The following is a 17,113-nucleotide window of genomic DNA, read 5'->3' as shown; positions in this document are numbered from 1 at the left end:
GTCGGAGGCAAAAAGCCGGCATCGCCCACTATTGCCCGACAATCTGCGGCAGATTGGCAAACTCCTGTGTCGCCGACGGCTCGGTGGGACCCGTTGGCCCTGTCTGGGCCAGAAGCACGGTGAGTTGCTGAGCCTGGGCCGGGATCATCTTGGCCATGATCGGCCCAAGCTTGCGCGGGTTCATTGCGTGCCCGACCTTGACCAGCACGTCTTCATCGAGATCGTTGAAGATTGTAGCGGCATCTCCTGCCCGCATGTTTTCATACATGGCGACGATGGCCGCGAACTGCTCGGCTTCGGCGTTCTGCTGGGCGTCGACCAGCGCGTTGATCTGGGCTTCCATGGCACCGAGCTCGCTCATGCGCTCCTCGATACGCATTTCGGCGGCCTCGACCAGCGAAAGCCGGGTCTGCAACTCGCCCGCAAAGCTCTCAAGTTCGGCGCGACGCTCTGCGAGGCGCTGGAGAATGAGCGCCTCGGTCGAACCCGGCTGCGCATCGGCAGCCGCCTCCAAGGCGCCGTCATCGATGGGAAAATTTTCAAAAAGCGCCGCCGCGGCGGCATCGGCGGGTGACATCTCGACGTCCGGCTCTGCATCGGCAGCCGCAGCTTCGGGCTCGGCCGCCGCCGCTTCGCTTGCCTGCCCCTCATCCCCGGCCGCCTGTGCAACGCTCACCCCGCCAAGGATATAACCCTGCCCTGATACGATGCCGAACGTCTTGAGCATCAGCAAAGCCGATGCCGCGACAACGACGACGGGCAGAAGACGAACTCGGTTCACGCAGCGTGCTCCCGGCGTTTCTGATGGTCCTTGAGCGCTTTGAGCGCCGATCCGGCCCGGCTGCCTTCGCCACCATCACCCGGCGCACGCGCCGCCTGGGTGATCTTGGCGATCCGCTCCATGACGGCCTGACCGGCATTGACGTGATTGGCCAGCTCGATGGCGAAACGCTCGGCCTCGTTGAGCCGGGTGTTGAGCCGCTCATCGGCCTCCACGGCGGTTTCCCGCAGCCCCTTGATGGCGCCGTTCGCCATTGTCGTGGCCTGCACCAGGTCCGCGATCATCTGCTGGAGCGCAGCGCGATCGGCCTGCAAATTCTTGATCCGGCCGTTGAGCACGATGCAATAACCGATCGTCGTTGCCAAAAGAGCGGCCACGGCAATTTCAATCATCAGTCCTAGCGGCATTATTTGCCCTCCGCCTTTTCTTCCATCGCCTCGAAGGCCGCCATCGTCACCTTTGGCGGGTTGAGCGGCCGGGTGACCCGGACCGAAACATTCTTTCCGATATGACCCATCACCGCCCGGGTCAGGTCCACATCGCCGCAGCGCAGCGTCACCGGATCGGATGGGGTCATGTCGAACATGATCGTATCGCCCTCGGCCAGGTTGAGGGCTTTCGACAGCGGCACGTCGAGTTCGTGCAGCACGGCGGAAATTTCGGTGTCGGCGGCGTGAATCTCGGTGGCCAGATGGCCCTCCCAGATCGGGTCGCGCCCGAATTTCTCGCCCATATACATCTGGAGCAGCTGCTCGCGGATCGGCTCGATCGTTGCATAGGGCAGCATGATTTCGATCTTGCCGCCGCGATCGTCCATATCGATCCGCAATTCGACAAGGATCGCCGCATTCCCCGGCCGCGAAATGGCGGCGAAGCGTGGATTGGTCTCCATGCGGTCGAGCTTGAAATTGACCGGCGCCAAAGGCTCGAACGCCTTGTGCATGTCATCGAGGATATGCTCGATCATCCGCCGGGCCAGCGCCATTTCGATCGTTGTATAGGGGCGCCCCTCCACCCGGATGACGCTCGATCCGCGCCGCCCGCCCAGCAGCACGTCGATCATCGAATAGATCAGCGCGCTATCGACGGTCAAAAGCCCGAAATTGTCCCATTCCTCCGCCTTGATGACCGAAAGGATGGCGGGGAGCGGGATGGAATTGAGATAATCCCCGAACCGCACCGAAGAAATCGATTCAAGAGTGACTTCGACGTTGTCGGAGGTGAAATTGCGCAGCGTGGTCGTCGTCAGCCGCACCAGGCGGTCAAACGCGATTTCCAGCATCGGCAGACGCTCATAGGACACGAGCGCCGAGTTAATGAGCGCCCGGACGCCGGTCAGCTCGACATTGGACGCGGCGCTGGAATCGAACCCGAGAAGGGAGTCGATTTCGTCCTGATTGAGAACGCGGTCGACATCATCGCCGGCGCCTGCTTCAGCTTCGAGCATGGCGGCCCAGTCGTCCCCGAGCGCTCCTTCCGATTTTCCCGTCTCGTTGGCCATGATCGTCCGCTATTGCACCAGGATTTCCTTGAACAGGATATTGTCCACGCTCGCCGGATAGACAGCGAGGTTGACGCGCCGCAGCAGCTCTTCCTTGAGACGGTAGAGCCCTGCCGAACCTTCGAGATCGGAGGGACGCAGCTCGCGCAGATAAACCTGAAAGGCATCGAGAACCCGCGGCATGCGCGGTTCGATCAACTCGATCATCGTCTCCTCGCGCACTTCCAGGGCCGCGCGCAGCCGAAGAAACGCGTCCGCGCCACCCGAGGTGTTGAGATTGACCATGATGTCGGGGAGATCGTAGAACGCGGCCTCGGCGGCAACCTCCACCTCTCCCCCATTTCCGGCGCTATCGCCGCCACCCGATTGGGTCAGAAACCAGCCGCCGGCCCCCGCGACCAGCAACAAGGCGGCAACGCCGCCGCCGATCAGCGCAATTTTGGGCAGCCCCTTCTTGGCGGGAGCTGCGTCCGAAGTGGCGTTAACTTCTGTTCCGGTCGCGTCGCTCATATAAGCCTTCCGAATCCCCCGGTTTCAGGCGCTTTTATCTTGCGCCCAGCTAATCCCCACAGGGTTAACGAATGGTTACGATTTGCCCCGGGGCGGCAAGTATTGCCGGGTAGATTTTTCCCTACCGGCAAACCCTTACCGCAAAGCCGATAACACCGGATCAACCTAATCCATTGTTTTATATCGATTTATGGAGTTGGCACGCCACCTGCATTGTCCTTTGCGAGACGCCCGGCCTGGGGAGGCGGGGCTCTCGGAAGAGATTAACGGGGAAACGCGCATGATCGAGAACGCGCAACTGATCGGCCTCTCGCGCCAAATGGCGCTGCGACGGCAGATGGACGTGGTGGCCAACAATCTGGCCAACATCAACTCGACCGGCTTTAAGGCCGAGGCGATCCTGTTCGAGGAATACGTCATGCCGGTCGCTTCCGACCGCAGTTTCCCGAGCGGCAGCCAGCAGCTTTCCTATGTGCAGGACTGGGCCACCATGCACGACCTCACCTCGGGGGCCATGACCCAGACCGGAAATCCCCTCGACGTTGCCCTCGCCGGCGACGGCTTTTTGTCCGTCCAGGCGCCCGAGGGCACGCGCTACACCCGCAATGGCGCCCTGGAAATCAGTTCGGAGGGCGTGCTCGTCACCCAGAACGGCTTCCCGGTGCTCTCCGATGGCGGCAACCCGATCGTCTTCGGCGCCGACGAAACCGATATCGCCATAACGGCAGAAGGCGAGATCACCTCGAGCGCTGGCAACAAGGGCCGCCTGGCAATCGTCGAGTTCGAGAACCCCCAGGCGCTCACCCGCACCGGCGACACCATGTTTGCGGGCGGCACGCCGCTGGCGACCTCCACGACCCGCGTCGTCCAGGGCGCTCTCGAGCGCTCCAACGTCTCGGGCGTGGGCGAAATGACCGAAATGATCCGGGTGACGCGCGCCTATTCCTCGCTCGCCGACCTCATGAGCAAGCAAGACGAATTGCGCCGCAGCGCCATCCAGCGCCTCGGCGACACGCAAGCGTAAGCCAGCCAGTCAAGGATAAAAACCGATGAAAGCCCTCTACATCGCATCGACCGGCATGGCCGCCCAGGAGCGCAATGTCGAAGTCATCTCCAACAACATCGCCAACATGCGCACCACCGGCTTCAAGCGCCAGCGCGCCGAGTTCCAGGACCTGCTCTACCAGTCCTACCGCCGCGCCGGCGCCTCGACCTCCGAGACCGGGACGCAGGTGCCTGTCGGCATCGAGATCGGTTCGGGTGTCCGCGTTTCGGCCACCGCCCGCATCATGAGCCAGGGCAATGTGGCGCCCACCGAAAAGGAACTCGACCTCGCCATTCGCGGCGAAGGCTATTTCATCGTCAACATGCCCGACGGCCGCACCGCCTACACGCGCGACGGCACCTTCGAGCGTGACGCCACCGGCATGATGGTGACCGTGGACGGCTACGAGCTTGAGCCCGGCATCATCATCCCCGCCGACGCCACATCGGTTTCGGTCAGCCGCGACGGCATCGTCGAAGGGTTCTTCAACGGCGGCACCGAGCCGGTGCAGCTCGGCCAGCTCCAGATGGCGCGCTTCGTCAACAAGGCCGGCCTGGAATCGATGGGCGACAACCTGTTTCTCGAAACCGCCGCTTCGGGCGAGGCCCAGATCGGCGTGCCCGGCGCCGACGGCATGGGCAGCCTTCTCCAGGGGTATCTGGAAAGCGCCAACGTCAACGCGGTGACTGAAATGGCCGACCTGATCTCGGCCCAGCGTGCCTATGAGATGAACGCCCGCGTGATCTCTGGCGCCGACCAGATGCTCCAGGCCACCGCGCAGCTTCGCTAAAACCGGACAAAGGGGGTAACGACGATGTTCGCTTCGCTTCTCAAAGCAACAGGACTGGCACTCACTCTCGCCGCTGTGGCTGGCGCGGCACAGGCCGAACCGATGCTCCGGGGAGACGTGACCGTCAGCGCGGCCATCGTCACCGTGGGCGATCTGTTCGAGGACGCAGGGCTCATGGCCGAGACAGCTGTATTCCGGGCTCCGGCACCGGGCACCTCGGGCGTCCTTTCCATTCAGGACATCGCCTCGGCGGTTCAGGCCGCCGGGATCGAGACCTTCGAGCCCGCCGGGTTCGAGCGGATCCGGGTGGCCCGCCTCGGCATCGAAATCGGCCCCGACCTGCTCTCGGGTCTGATCGCCGACGATTTGCGCGCCAAGGGCATTCTCAACGCCGATATGGACATGGACATCGCCCTCGATGCGCCGCTGCCCGATCTGATCGCCGCCGACACCCAAACACCCGCCGCGCTGACCATCCTGCGCTACATGCCCGGCTCATCGAGCTTTTCGGCCCGCTTTGAGGTCGCCGGCATCGATCGTCCGCTCGATGTTTCGGGGCAGATCCAGCTCCTGATCGCCGCGCCTCATCTCACCCGCACGCTGCCCCAGGGCACCGTTTTGGGTCCCAACGACATCGAAATGCGCATGATTCCGCTCGCCTACGCCGAATCCACCGGGCTGGTGTCCATCGAGGAAATCATGGGCATGGCCCTGCAGCGCCAGACACGCGAAGGCGTCATGCTCAAGCCCTCTGACATCGCCGCGCCGGAGATCGTCTCGCGCAACGAACAGGTGACCGTCGTCTTCCAGCAGGGCGCCCTTACCCTCACAACCACCGGCAAGGCACTCAACGCAGCCAGCCTGAGCCAGCCGGTTTCCGTGCTCAACACAATGACCAACAAGGTTTTGCAGGGCGTCGCCACGCAGAACGGAACTGTCACAGTCTATTCGGGGCCCCAGCAACTCGCCGGGCTCTGATCGTCAGCATCGAGGCTTGGGGAAGTCTCGATAATCCAAAACGGGGAACTTGAAATGAACGCACTTTTCAAACTCGCGACGGGCCTGCTGCTCGTTTCCGCGCTCGGCGCCTGCGCCACCACCGATCGATTGGCCAATGTGGGCCAGGCTCCGGCCCTAACGCCCATCGTCGATCCCACGGTCACCGCCGGCTATCGCCCGGTGACCATGCCCATGCCCGCCGCCGAGCCGGCCACCTACCAGCCCAATTCGCTGTTCTCGTCCGACGCGCGCGGCTTTTTCAAGGACCAGCGCGCCTCCAAGATCGGCGACATCCTGACCGTCGTCGTGACCATCGACGACCGCGCCCAGATCGGCAACACCACAGCAGCCACCCGTTCCTCGTCCAACACCACGGGCCTGAACGGCGCCCTGGGTTCGATCTTCAATTCCGTGGCCCCCGCCGACGTCTCCGCCGACGCCGCGCTCGGCACGTCATCGGGCATTTCCAACGCCGGCAACGGTTCGGTCAACCGCTCCGAGCGCGTCACCACCCAGGTCGCCGCCGTCGTGACGCAGGTTCTGCCCAACGGCAATCTCGTCATCGAGGGCCGTCAGGAAGTCCGCGTCAATTTCGAGGTTCGCGACCTGATCGTCGCCGGCATCGTGCGCCCCGAGGATATCGGCTCGGACAACACGATTTCCTCCACCAAGATCGCCGAGGCGCGTATCGCTTACGGTGGCCGTGGCCAGATCACAGACGTCCAGCAGCCCCGCTACGGCCAGCAGATCCTCGACGCCATCCTCCCGTTCTAACCGGTCCCCAATCGGCCGCCGTTCCCCAAATTCGCGGCAGCCGGTTCCCGGCCCGTCTTCCCCGTCGGGCCGACCCAAAAGGCGCTGCTCCCCGCAGCGCCTTTTTTATCCGTCTTCTTCTTCTTCCCTTCCCTCACCTCCCCACCACCGTCATCCCGGCCCTGAGCCGGGATCCAGTACCCCCGGCCTCTCTGTAAATCCCAGCCTCTCCGTAGCCCTCTCCCCCTCGCCCTCAAAATCCTCTACAACCCCCCGACACTCATCTGCCCGGAGCCTTCAATGTCCTACGCCGATCTCGAAACCCTTGGCAAAAAGCTCGAATCCATCGAGCACGCCATCGCCATCCTCTCGGCGGACGAAGCGACCAACATGCCCGTCGGCGGCGGGGAAAAGCGCGCTGAATCGGTATCGTTCCTTTACGGTCTGCGCCACGAAACGGCCACCGCGCCGCAGATCGGCGACTGGATCGCAAAAGCCGAAAGCGAAAGCCTATCGGACGACCAGAAACTCGCCCTGCGCGAATTCAAGCGCGTCTATACCAACGCCACCTGCCTGCCCGCCGATTTCGTCGTGCGCAAATCCCAGGCCGAAATGCGCTCCGAACAGCTCTGGCGCGATCTGCGCGCCAAGAACGATTGGGCGAACTTCGCCCCCGCCCTTGAAGGCGTCGTGGCGCTCGCCCGCGAGGAAGCGCAGATGCGCGCCGATGTGCTCGGGCTGGCGCCCTATGACGCGCTGATGGAACAGTTCGACCCCGGCAACCGCGTCGCCGATGTCGCCCCCGTGCTCGAAAAGCTTAAATCCTTCCTCGTCGATTTCGTGCCCGAAGCGCTCGATGCGCAGCAAAAACGCTACGCGCAGCGCCCCGCCAGATCGGTCAAGGGCCCGTTCGGGATCGAAAAACAGCGCGAACTCGGCCTTGCCATGATGGGCGCGCTCGGCTTCGATTTCACCCATGGCCGGCTCGACGTGTCCCACCACCCCTTCTGCGGCGGTGTGCCCACCGATGTGCGCATGACCACGCGCTACAAGACCGAAGAATTCCTCACCGCCCTGATGGGCGTTCTGCACGAGACCGGCCATGCGCTCTACGAGCAGGGCCTGCCCAAGGATCTCTCGCACATGGCGGTCGGCCAGGCGCGAGGCATGGCCATGCATGAAAGCCAGTCGCTTTTCGTCGAACAGCAACTCGCCCACGCCCCCCAATTCTGGCAGTGGGCCATGCCCATCGTGTCCCAGCATCTGGGCGAGGATGCGCTCAAAGGCTGGGAGATCGAGGACGTGGTGGCAGAGGTCAACAAGGTCGAGCGCGGCTTCATCCGCGTCGACGCCGACGAGGTGACCTACCCGCTCCACATCATCCTGCGCTTCGAGCTCGAACAGGCCCTGATCGGCGGCGATCTCGAAGTGGTCGACCTTCCCGAAGCCTGGGACGCCAAAATGACCCAATATCTGGGCCTCTCCACAATCGACAACCCCAAGGACGGCCCCATGCAGGACGTCCACTGGCCAGCCGGCGCCTTCGGCTATTTCCCCAGCTACACGCTCGGCGCCATGCTCGCCGCCCAGCAATGGCAGGCCATCGAAAAAGCCCGCCCCAACGTCCTTGCGGAAATCGCAAAGGGCGATTTCTCCGGAGTCAACCAATGGCGGAGCGAGAACATCTGGTCGCAGGGCTCGCGCTACTCCACCCCCGACCTCGTCAAACGCGCCACCGGCTCGACCCTCGATCCCGACATCTTCATCGCGCATCTCAAAAAGCGGTATGGGTAGCGTCCAAGTGCTGCGCGCCCTACTCCCCACACTGTCACCCCGGCCTTGAGCCGGGGTCCAGTACACTCCGCATTGGCGATGGAACCCAGGCGCTGCCGGTTACTGGGTCCCGGGTCTTCGCCCGGGATGACGATGGAGTGAAGTCCAGAAGTCCGCTCCTAGAACGGCACGCTCGCCCCGACGCTGACACCGGCATGCCCGGCAACCGACCATGCCCAGAGCGGCCCGGTTTGCGGGCCGCCCGCGCTGCCGAACGTCACGCCGCCCAGCCCGAGTTGCCCGCCGGCGAAAACGCTCGCTGAAAGCTCGGCGCCCTGCTCGGTCTCATAGCGATAGGCGGCCTCGGCAAGCCCGCCGACAGTGGCCAGATCGTAAAAAACATTGGGCACGCTCCCCAGATCGGGGCGCAGATAATGGCTGTCGGTGACACCGAGATAGCCGCCATTGATCTCGAACCGAAGGTCGATGGTCTCGGCTTGGGAAATTTGGTTCTCCAGCCACACGCCCAGCCCTGCCGAAGCCGAAAACAGATCGTGCCCGATCACCGTGACGCTGGACGCGATCGGGCCGCTGGGACAGGCCGCCCCGCAGCGCAGCCCGTTCACATCATAGCGCTGAAGCCCAAGGCCGCCGGTCACATAGGGCCGCACCACCATGTCGTTCCATATCAGCGTTCCGTCTGTCGGCAATCCGTAGCGCATATCGACGCTGCCGCCATTGCCGAGCGCCAGATCGCTGAAGGTTTCAGAATAAAGCGCCTGCCCCGCCTCGTAATCGCGATCCCCGAACGTGCCGCCTGCCGCAATGGGGAACCCGGCGGTCAGATCGAACCACCCTTCCTGCCCGCGACCGGAAACGACAAATTCGATATCGGCCTGATAGAGCGGCTCATAGCTTAGGATCGAAGTGGGATCGCCATAGCTTGCCATTCCCGATCCGCCCGGAGGCGTCAGATGCGATGCATCGTGATTGAGCGAGAGATACCCCGCACTCAGCCGCACGTTCGAGCCGACCGAGATTTCCATGGCGGACGTCCCGGTGGCATAAGCCGCCGTCAGCGCAATCGTTGTCGTAGTGAGAAATGCTTTCAAGCCCATGCCCTCACAAAGCGTCAGCATGGCTTTCCTGTCAACCTGCGCAGCTTGACTTGGCTCGATTGCGTCCTATCTTGAGGCGCAACCGCAACAGGAGTGCTTCCAGGATTAAGTGGGCTCCACTTATCCGGTTCGGAAGCGCGACAACAAAGATTTGGAGCAATTGAGGCGATTCGAAGAAGCGCCGAAATGCTCCAACAGGATGTGTGCCCAAATGGATTTTCTTCCGACAGCAGCCCGCAATTGCCTCGGAACGGACTCCATCTCTCATGCCCGCACACATCACGCTTTCTGCCCTCGGTTATTCAACGCCTGACGGCACCCGGCTTTTCTCCGACCTGGACCTCGCCTTCTCCCGCCAGCGCACCGGCCTTGTGGGCCGCAATGGTGTGGGCAAGTCGACCCTGTTCAAACTCATCACCGGCGCGCTTGCGCCCCAATCGGGCAGCCTCGCCATCGATGGCACGATCGGGCTTCTGCGCCAGTCGCTCAAGGCCCGGCCCGGCGAAACCATAGCCGATCTGTTCGGCGCCACCGGCCAGCTCGAAATCCTCGCCCGCGCCGCCGCTGGAACGGCAAGCGCCGATGACTTGTCCGATGCCGACTGGACCATCGAAGCCCGGCTCGAAGATGCGCTTGCCCGCTTTGCCCTGCCCGCCACCGCCGAAACCCCGCTCGAAACCCTCTCGGGCGGCCAGCGCACCCGCGCCATGCTGGCCGCACTGGTGTTCGCCGATCCCGATTTCCTGCTGCTCGACGAGCCCACTAATAATCTCGACAGAGATGGCCGCGACGCGGTGATCGGGCTTTTGGCCAGTTGGCGCGGCGGGGCGGTAGTGGTCAGCCATGACCGCGAACTGCTCGAAACCATGGACGCCATTGTGGAACTGACCAGCCTCGGCGCCACGACCTATGGCGGCAATTACAGCCTCTATCGCGACCGCAAATCCATCGCGCTGGCCGCTGCCGAGCACGACCTTGCCAATGCGGAAAAGCGCACGGCGCAGGTCGAGAAAAAGGCGCAGCAGACCCGCGAACGCCAGCAAAAATCCGATGCGGCGGGCAAGCGCAAGCGGACCAAGGGCGATCTGCCGAAAATCCTGCTTAACGGGCGCAAGAACGCCGCTGAGAATTCCGCCGGCGAAAATGCCCGCCTTGCCAGCCGCTTACGCCAGCAGGCGGAATCGGATGCTCAATCGGCCCGCGAAAAAATCGAAGTGCTCCAGCACGTCACCATTTCCCTGCCGCCAACCCATCTTCCCGCGGGCCGCAAGGTGTTGACCCTCGACGCCGTTTCGGCGGGCTACGACCCGTCCGCCCCGATCCTTACCGATTTCTCCCTCGCCATCATCGGCCCCGAACGCGTGGCGCTGACCGGACCGAACGGGTCGGGCAAAACCACCCTGCTCCGGCTCATCACCGGCGACCTCGAACCCCTATCCGGCGAGGTCGACCACCACGTCCCCCACGCCCTGCTCGACCAGCAGGTCTCCATCCTCGATCCGCAAAGGACCGTCCGGGAAAATTTCCTCACTCTCAATCCGGCATCCGACGAAAACGCCTGCCGGTCGGCCCTCGCCCGCTTCAAGTTCCGCGCCGATGCCGCGCTCAAAATGACCGCCTCGCTTTCAGGCGGCGAAACCCTGCGCGCCGGGCTCGCCTGCGTCCTGGGCACCGACGCCCCGCCGCAGCTGCTCATCCTCGACGAACCCACCAACCACCTCGATCTGGACTCTATCCAGGCCGTGGAAGCGGGCCTTCGCGGCTATGACGGCGCCCTCCTCGTCGTCAGCCACGACCGCCAATTCCTTGATGCCATCGCCATCACGCGGGAAATATCATTGGCCTGAAACGACAAACGGCCCGCTGAAGTTTTTCTTCAACGGGCCGCTGCAAGCGATTCAAAAGATTCAACTATCAGTCGTCGCGATAAACCTTCTCGCGCCGCTCGTGCATCTCCTGGGCCTCAAGGCTCAGGGTTGCGATCGGGCGGGCATCGAGCCGGGCCAGCCCGATGGGCTCGCCGGTTTCCTCGCAAAAGCCGTAGGACCCGTCCTCGATGCGCTTGAGCGCCGAGTCGATCTTGGCGATCAGCTTGCGCTGGCGGTCGCGCGTGCGCAATTCGAGCGCCCTGTCGCTTTCCGAGGACGCCCGGTCGGCCATATCAGGATGATTTGTGCTTTCTTCCTGCAGGTTTTCGAGCGTCTCTCGGCTCTCGCGGAGAATCTCGTCCTTCCAGGCGTTTAGCTTTTTCCGAAAGTATTCGCGCTGGCGCGCATTCATGAACTCTTCGTCCTCGGAGGGACGGTAGTCGTCTGCAAGGGCCTCGACCGACATCGTAAGACTCACTCCCCTTGGCAACAGGTCGCCGCTTATATAGTGGGGCCAAACTTATCGGGCAAATGGAAAGTGGCCGGGGTGTTAACAACACCGTGAGGTGCCGCAAACAGGTCACAGGATCACGCTTCGGGAAAGCGCCCCAGCTTGGCGAGCTCGACCCGGACCCGCAATTCTATATCGGCAACGATGGCTTCGAGTTCGGGCTCGATCTGCGTCTTGGCCTGTTTCAAAAGCGCGACGGCGCGGTTGAGCCGCCCCTCGCCCATCCGCCCCGCCAGGAGATCGGTCTTGATGTCTTCGAGCACGTCGAGAAGCGAATTGGCCCGCTTGACCGCCTTGCGCCGCCCCGTGGTCGCATCGTCCACCGCCTGCAGCGCCAGCAGGGCATCGATGCCACCGGCCGCGATGGGCGCCGAAGTCTGCGCGCTACGGGCCGACCCCTGCCCGGATTCGATCTGAAACGCCGTCCCGGACGATTTCGCGGCGGTGCCCGGCCGGCTTGTGGTGGTGATCCGCCCTGTTCCGTCGATCCGCATGTCAGGCCCGATTGGCTTGTGGTTAATGGATTGCTAACCGGCAGATTTTGCCGGGATGGGTTAATTTATCTTTAACGACCCGGCAAACCCTGCCCAGCCACCAGCAGCCAGCGCGGGGCCAGCAACAGTAAAATAAAGCAAAAACAATAGTTTAATCAAACGAACCGCGTTTGGCACGCTTTTCGCTCTATTGGGTGTGAATTGCGGCACGCGGTCGTGGGGACGACGGCGCACCGCCCGGAAACGGGGAATCGGACGAAGATGAAAACAGGTTTGTTTCGCACGACATTGGCAATCGCCCTCGCCGCCGCGCTGGCGATGACGGGGACATCTCCCGCGCTCGCCGCGCCGGCCCGCATCAAGGATATCGTCGAAATCGAGGGTATCCGAGACAACCAGTTGATAGGCTACGGTCTCGTTGTCGGCCTCAATGGCACCGGTGACAGCCTCAACAACTCGCCCTTCACCCGACAGTCCCTGATCGCCATGCTCGAGCGCATGGGGGTCAACACCCGCGGCGAAACCCTGCGCACGGCAAATGTTGCCGCAGTGATGGTCACCGCCAACCTGCCGCCCTTCGCCACCCAGGGTTCGCGCATCGACGTTTCGGTCGCGGCCATGGGCGACGCTTCGTCCCTTCAGGGCGGCACGCTTCTGGTTACCCCTCTCCTCGGCGCCGATGGCGAAGCCTACGCCATCGCGCAAGGATCGGTACTCATCAACGGCTTTTCCGCCGAGGGCGAGGCGGCGACGGTCATCTCGGGCGTCCCCACCACCGGCATGGTGTCCTCGGGCGGGCTGATCGAGCGTGAGATCAACTTCGCGCTCGGCGCCCAGCACTCGGTTCGCCTCGCGCTGCGCAACCCCGACCTGACCACCTCGCGCCGCATCGCGCTGGCCATCAACGACCTTATCGGCCTGCCGGTCGCCATTCCCACCGATCCGGCCAATGTGCGCCTGTCCCTGCCCAACAATTTCAACGGCAACATCGTCGATCTTCTCACCGACATCGAGCAATTGGTGATCCAGACCGATCAGGCCGCCCGCATCGTCATCAACGAGAATTCCGGCATCATCGTCATCGGTCGCGACGTGCGAGTGTCCTCGGTGGCCATCGCCCATGCCAATCTGACCATCTCGATTGCCGAAAACCCCAATGTCGTGCAGCCCAACCCGTTTACGGACGGAGTGACCGCCGTCGAGCCGCGCACCCAGATCAACGTCAATGAAGACGGCACCCAGCTTGCGGTGGTCCCGGAATCGATCTCGCTCCAACAACTCGTCGACGGGCTCAACACCCTGGGCATCTCGCCGCGCGACCTGATCGCCATCCTTCAGGCCATCAAGGCTTCCGGCGCACTGCAAGCTGAAATCGAGGTGATCTGATGGCCATTACTTTAAACCCCGCCTACCAGTCCCTGCCCGGCTACGCCAATCTGCGCGAAAAGGCCGTCGAACTCGAAGGCGTGTTTTTGAACACCCTGGTCTCCGAAATGTTCAAGGGGCTGGAAACCGACTCCATGTTCGGGGGCGGTCATGCCGAGGAAACATGGCGCGGCATGTTGGCCGAACAATACGCCGCCGAAATGGCCCAGGCCGGCGGCATCGGCATTGCCGACCAGATGGTCGCCGCCCTTATCGAAATGCAGGCAGCGCAAAGCGCCGCGCCACAACTGTCATCCATGGGAGCTTACCGATAATGACCGCCGCTGAACGCCTCATAGCGCTTGAATCCCTGGATGCGGAAACCCTTTGCGCCCGCGCCGAAACCGCGCTCGGAGCGCTGGTCGAGGTCATGAACCGCGAAACCACCTATCTGCGGGCCGGTCACATGCGCGAAGCCACGGCGCTCACCGGCGAAAAAACCCAGCTCGCCCAGGACTACGTAGCGCTGGCCCGCGCCATCCAGCGCGCCGCGCCGCGATTGAAGGCCGAGGCGCCCACCCGTATCGATGCCCTGCGCCGCGGCCACGAGGCGCTTGCCACCCAGATGGCCGAAAACCTCCGTGTACTGGCCACCGCCCGCTCCGTCACCGAAAACCTGCTCTCGGACGTCGCCCGCGCCGCCGGCAACGCGGCAAAGCCCAAGACCTACGGCGCCGCCGGCCAATCCCCCAAGCCCTCGACCGAATCCATGAAGGGCATCTCGATCAACCGGGCGCTGTGATTGACCGAATATCTCCGGGTCAATCCCTCCCTCTCCGCCTCGTCGTCTTCGGGCTTGACCCGGAGACCCGCAAGGCTTCCGCAACCGCACGAGAGGTGGGCTCACTCCCCGCTTCATACCCAAACCCCTTCGGCGGTTGCGGCAACGTTGCGGATTGTCGGGTCGAGCCCGACAATGACGAGCGGAGAGGTGAAGAACACCCACCTTCTCGCATTTGACTAAACTCCCACCTTCCCCCCTAACCCGCCCTCCACCCCTCCCGGCACATTCTGCCCGGCAGATTTTGCCGCATTGGCTCAGGGAATGGTTAACGGGTGACGGGGTTCATTCCACCGCAGCAGGGTCCGCTCGGGATCGCTGCAGCCATGGCGCGACCGGCTGAAAAACCGGCAGCGCCACCGCCGCATCGCATCCGCGATTCCGCCGGCGCCAGCCTTGGCCAACCCCTCCCCAAACGCCCCGCCCCCAATCGTCAGCGGCGACAAAATCCCCAGGAGGATCAAGCTGTTGAAGGCCCGGTATCGTCGGCGACCCTGCTTGAAACCAGCCTCATCGCATCAACCCTGGTCAATGCCGAAACAAGCCAGAGCGCCGCTCTGGTTCTGCGCGCCGCTCCCTGGCAGCCCCCACAGTCGAACTTCACGCTGCGCGACCGCTCGGTCTAGCGCAAAAGGTAAATTTACCCCCCAACGATCAGACTTTGTTAACCATTCGGTAGCACTTGTCCGAGCACTGTATGGTTAACGCGCTCCTAACGAGGAGTGATTCTGTTCATACCAATCGACGACGGGGGTTTTGGCCATGTCTGAAGTGACACTATCGAAGGCGGTACGCTCCAACCTGCTGCACCTTCAGAACACGGCCAAGCTCATGGACATGACCCAGGAGCGCCTGGCCACGGGCAAAAAGGTCAATTCGGCCCTCGACAACCCGACAAACTTCTTCACCGCCGCATCGCTCAATGGCCGGGCTGCCGATATCGGCACCCTGCTGGACGCCATGAGCAATGGCATAAGGGTGATCGAAGCGGCCGACAACGGCCTGACCGCGATCACCAAGAACATCGAGTCCATGCAATCCACACTGCGCCAGGCGCGGCAGGACAAAAGCTTCCAGACCCTGAGCCTGCCCATGGCGGACACACGCAGCGGCGAGCTGACCCTTTCGGGCGGCGGTTTTCCAGCCGGGCAGAGCTTCCCGATCGCGCTGACCAACGCCGTTCCCGCATCGATCACGGCCGGCGCCGATTTCGCGCTCGAAGGCGGACAGGGCGCAGAGACCTTCACCTTCACGGGCGCCAATTTCGACGATGCCGCAGATCTTCTGACCTTCAATCTTGAAATCGACGGCCTCACCCTCCCCATCGAGATCGACAAGACGATTGCCGACACTGCCGCTCCCCCCGATGGCAATATCGATACGGCCGCGGAAATGGTCGCGGCCATTGAGGCCGCCGTGGTTGCCGCAGGGTTTGATGCCGCCGACTTCGAGGTCAGCGAAACCGGTGGCGACATAACCATCGCTTCGACCTCACGTGGTCCGGGCTCCTCGATCGCCATCACCGGCGCCGCGGCCAGCGACGGTGGCGGCGCCGATACGATGGACGTGGCCACGTCCGGGCTTGATGCGCCTACGCCTTCGGACGTGCCGGCGGATTCTGCCGCCTTTACCATCACCTACGGCACCGAAACCCTTGATATCGTTCTCGATGGCGATACCCATCAGGACATCGCGGCGGCCATCACCCATATCAATGACGAGATCGCCGTCTACAACGCCGCCGCCGCACCCGGCAGCGAGATCAACATCACCGCCAGCGCCGCAAACGGCCGCATCGTACTTCGCGGCCCGGCTGATGGCTCGGGTCCGGCAATTTCCATCACCGACACGGTCGCCGCCTCGGGCGATACCAACAAGGTGTTCGGCACATCTGGCCAGCGCGAAACGATAGCGCCCTCGGTTGCCGATGGCGAGCCCAAGACCGTCGATCAGCTGGTGCGCGACATCAACGCCAACCCGGAATTCAAGAACATCATCCGGGCCTCCAACGACAATGGGCGCCTGCGCATCGAGAACCTCTCGACCGCCCGGCTCGACATGGTCGGCCTCACCACCGACGGCAAGCTTTCGGGGGGCATCGGCACGGCTGCCGTCGAGCCCAATGACGTCCGCGGCTCTTTGGCCCGCCAGTTCAACGAACTGCGCACCGAACTCGACCGTCTGGTCGACGATGCGTCCTTTAACGGTGTCAATCTGCTCAAGGGCGATCAGCTCAAGATCGTTTTCAATGAATCGGGCACCTCGACAATCGAGATCGAAGCCAAGAACGCCAAGGGCGAAGCACGCGCCATCAACGCGACCAATCTCAACATTCTCGAAGTGCTGCCCGAGGATCTAAATCTCGATACCGACATCGATGCATTGCTCGCCAAGATGCAGATTTCGCTCAACGAAGTGCGCTCCCAGGCCGCCAATCTGGGCTCCACCCTCTCGGTGGTCCAGAACCGTGAGAGCTTCACCAAGGAAATGATCAACACGCTCCAGACGGGCGCCGCCAATCTTACCCTTGCCGACACCAACGAAGAATCGGCAAATCTTCTGGCGCTGCAGACCCGCCAGCAACTCTCCCAGACCGCACTCAGCCTTGCCAGTCAGGCCGACCAGGCGGTTCTGCGTCTGTTTGGCTAAACACGGGGCGAATGAACCAGTTAAACGAGGCGGGCTGCGGCCCGCCTTTTTTGTTGCACGATATTTAGGATCACCCCTGCCGCCTTAACCGTTCTTTAGCAGATATCGCACAGTG

18 protein-coding genes are annotated in these 17,113 nt (G+C 63.0%); 11 read left to right on the top strand and 7 right to left on the bottom strand.

All coding sequences use genetic code 11. The features are described 5' to 3' along the window. Positions 1-28 precede the first annotated feature (28 nt). From ACP148_RS05605 to ACP148_RS05590, 4 genes are read right to left on the bottom strand one after another with little or no spacing between them, the layout of a single operon-like run. Complete coding sequence (locus tag ACP148_RS05605) at positions 29-781, bottom strand: MotE family protein (RefSeq protein ID WP_421951627.1); 753 nt, start codon at positions 779-781, stop codon at positions 29-31. Next, positions 778-1,188, bottom strand: coding sequence for a DUF6468 domain-containing protein (locus tag ACP148_RS05600; RefSeq protein WP_421951626.1), 411 nt, complete (start codon positions 1,186-1,188; stop codon positions 778-780). Before ACP148_RS05600 ends, ACP148_RS05605 begins: the two co-directional genes overlap by 4 nt. After that, entirely contained in the window at positions 1,188-2,282 is a 1,095-nt protein-coding gene (gene fliM / locus ACP148_RS05595; RefSeq protein WP_421951625.1) for a flagellar motor switch protein FliM, read from the bottom strand. Before fliM ends, ACP148_RS05600 begins: the two co-directional genes overlap by 1 nt. A 9-nt stretch (positions 2,283-2,291) precedes the next feature. Beyond that, positions 2,292-2,792: a flagellar basal body-associated FliL family protein gene (locus ACP148_RS05590; protein WP_421951624.1), complete on the bottom strand. Its 501-nt coding sequence runs from the start codon at positions 2,790-2,792 to the stop codon at positions 2,292-2,294. Between the two features lie 280 nt (positions 2,793-3,072). Between ACP148_RS05590 and flgF the strand changes: the two genes are divergently transcribed. From flgF to ACP148_RS05565, 5 genes are all read left to right on the top strand, one after another. After that, a complete protein-coding gene (gene flgF / locus ACP148_RS05585; protein ID WP_421951623.1) occupies positions 3,073-3,816 on the top strand; it encodes a flagellar basal-body rod protein FlgF in 744 nt (247 codons plus the stop codon). A gap of 25 nt (positions 3,817-3,841) precedes the next feature. After that, a complete protein-coding gene (gene flgG, locus ACP148_RS05580) occupies positions 3,842-4,627 on the top strand; it encodes a flagellar basal-body rod protein FlgG (RefSeq protein ID WP_421951622.1) in 786 nt (261 codons plus the stop codon). Between the two features lie 24 nt (positions 4,628-4,651). After that, positions 4,652-5,605 (top strand): flagellar basal body P-ring formation chaperone FlgA, encoded by a 954-nt coding sequence (gene flgA, locus ACP148_RS05575; RefSeq protein ID WP_421951621.1) that lies wholly within the window; start codon positions 4,652-4,654, stop codon positions 5,603-5,605. Positions 5,606-5,659: 54 nt separating this feature from the next. After that, positions 5,660-6,400, top strand: a complete 741-nt coding sequence (flgH, locus tag ACP148_RS05570; RefSeq protein ID WP_421951620.1) for a flagellar basal body L-ring protein FlgH — start codon at positions 5,660-5,662, stop codon at positions 6,398-6,400. 279 nt (positions 6,401-6,679) lie between these two features. Beyond that, complete coding sequence (locus ACP148_RS05565; RefSeq protein WP_421951619.1) at positions 6,680-8,173, top strand: carboxypeptidase M32; 1,494 nt, start codon at positions 6,680-6,682, stop codon at positions 8,171-8,173. Between the two features lie 158 nt (positions 8,174-8,331). Here ACP148_RS05565 and ACP148_RS05560 read toward each other — a convergent pair whose 3' ends face one another. Beyond that, positions 8,332-9,264 carry a hypothetical protein gene (locus tag ACP148_RS05560; RefSeq protein ID WP_421951618.1) on the bottom strand — a complete coding sequence of 311 codons (933 nt, stop codon included), beginning with the start codon at positions 9,262-9,264 and terminating at the stop codon, positions 8,332-8,334. 272 nt (positions 9,265-9,536) lie between these two features. Between ACP148_RS05560 and ACP148_RS05555 the strand changes: the two genes are divergently transcribed. Then, the gene (locus ACP148_RS05555; RefSeq protein ID WP_421951617.1) at positions 9,537-11,117 is read left to right on the top strand and encodes an ABC-F family ATP-binding cassette domain-containing protein; all 1,581 of its coding nucleotides are present in this window, start codon (positions 9,537-9,539) and stop codon (positions 11,115-11,117) included. 67 nt (positions 11,118-11,184) lie between these two features. Here ACP148_RS05555 and dksA read toward each other — a convergent pair whose 3' ends face one another. Next, entirely contained in the window at positions 11,185-11,604 is a 420-nt protein-coding gene (dksA, locus tag ACP148_RS05550; RefSeq protein WP_338610117.1) for an RNA polymerase-binding protein DksA, read from the bottom strand. 122 nt (positions 11,605-11,726) lie between these two features. Further along, the gene (locus tag ACP148_RS05545) at positions 11,727-12,143 is read right to left on the bottom strand and encodes a flagellar assembly protein FliX (RefSeq protein WP_421951616.1); all 417 of its coding nucleotides are present in this window, start codon (positions 12,141-12,143) and stop codon (positions 11,727-11,729) included. Between the two features lie 261 nt (positions 12,144-12,404). Between ACP148_RS05545 and ACP148_RS05540 the strand changes: the two genes are divergently transcribed. From ACP148_RS05540 to ACP148_RS05520, 5 genes are all read left to right on the top strand, one after another. Further along, a complete protein-coding gene (locus ACP148_RS05540; RefSeq protein WP_421951615.1) occupies positions 12,405-13,529 on the top strand; it encodes a flagellar basal body P-ring protein FlgI in 1,125 nt (374 codons plus the stop codon). Continuing rightward, positions 13,529-13,843, top strand: coding sequence for a rod-binding protein (locus ACP148_RS05535; protein WP_421951614.1), 315 nt, complete (start codon positions 13,529-13,531; stop codon positions 13,841-13,843). The genes ACP148_RS05540 and ACP148_RS05535 overlap by 1 nt, the downstream gene beginning before the upstream one ends. Further along, complete coding sequence (locus ACP148_RS05530; protein ID WP_421951613.1) at positions 13,843-14,310, top strand: hypothetical protein; 468 nt, start codon at positions 13,843-13,845, stop codon at positions 14,308-14,310. Before ACP148_RS05535 ends, ACP148_RS05530 begins: the two co-directional genes overlap by 1 nt. Before the next feature lie 365 nt (positions 14,311-14,675). After that, positions 14,676-14,975, top strand: a complete 300-nt coding sequence (locus tag ACP148_RS05525; RefSeq protein WP_421951612.1) for a hypothetical protein — start codon at positions 14,676-14,678, stop codon at positions 14,973-14,975. A 136-nt stretch (positions 14,976-15,111) separates the two neighbouring features. Continuing rightward, positions 15,112-16,998, top strand: a complete 1,887-nt coding sequence (locus ACP148_RS05520) for a flagellin (protein ID WP_421951611.1) — start codon at positions 15,112-15,114, stop codon at positions 16,996-16,998. Positions 16,999-17,113: the final 115 nt, after the last annotated feature.

The sequence above is a fragment of the Pelagibacterium sp. genome (assembly GCF_965249125.1).
Taxonomy (GTDB): domain Bacteria; phylum Pseudomonadota; class Alphaproteobacteria; order Rhizobiales; family Devosiaceae; genus Pelagibacterium.
Note: the sequence above shows the minus strand (reverse complement) of the source record. Positions and strands in the feature narration are given on the sequence as shown.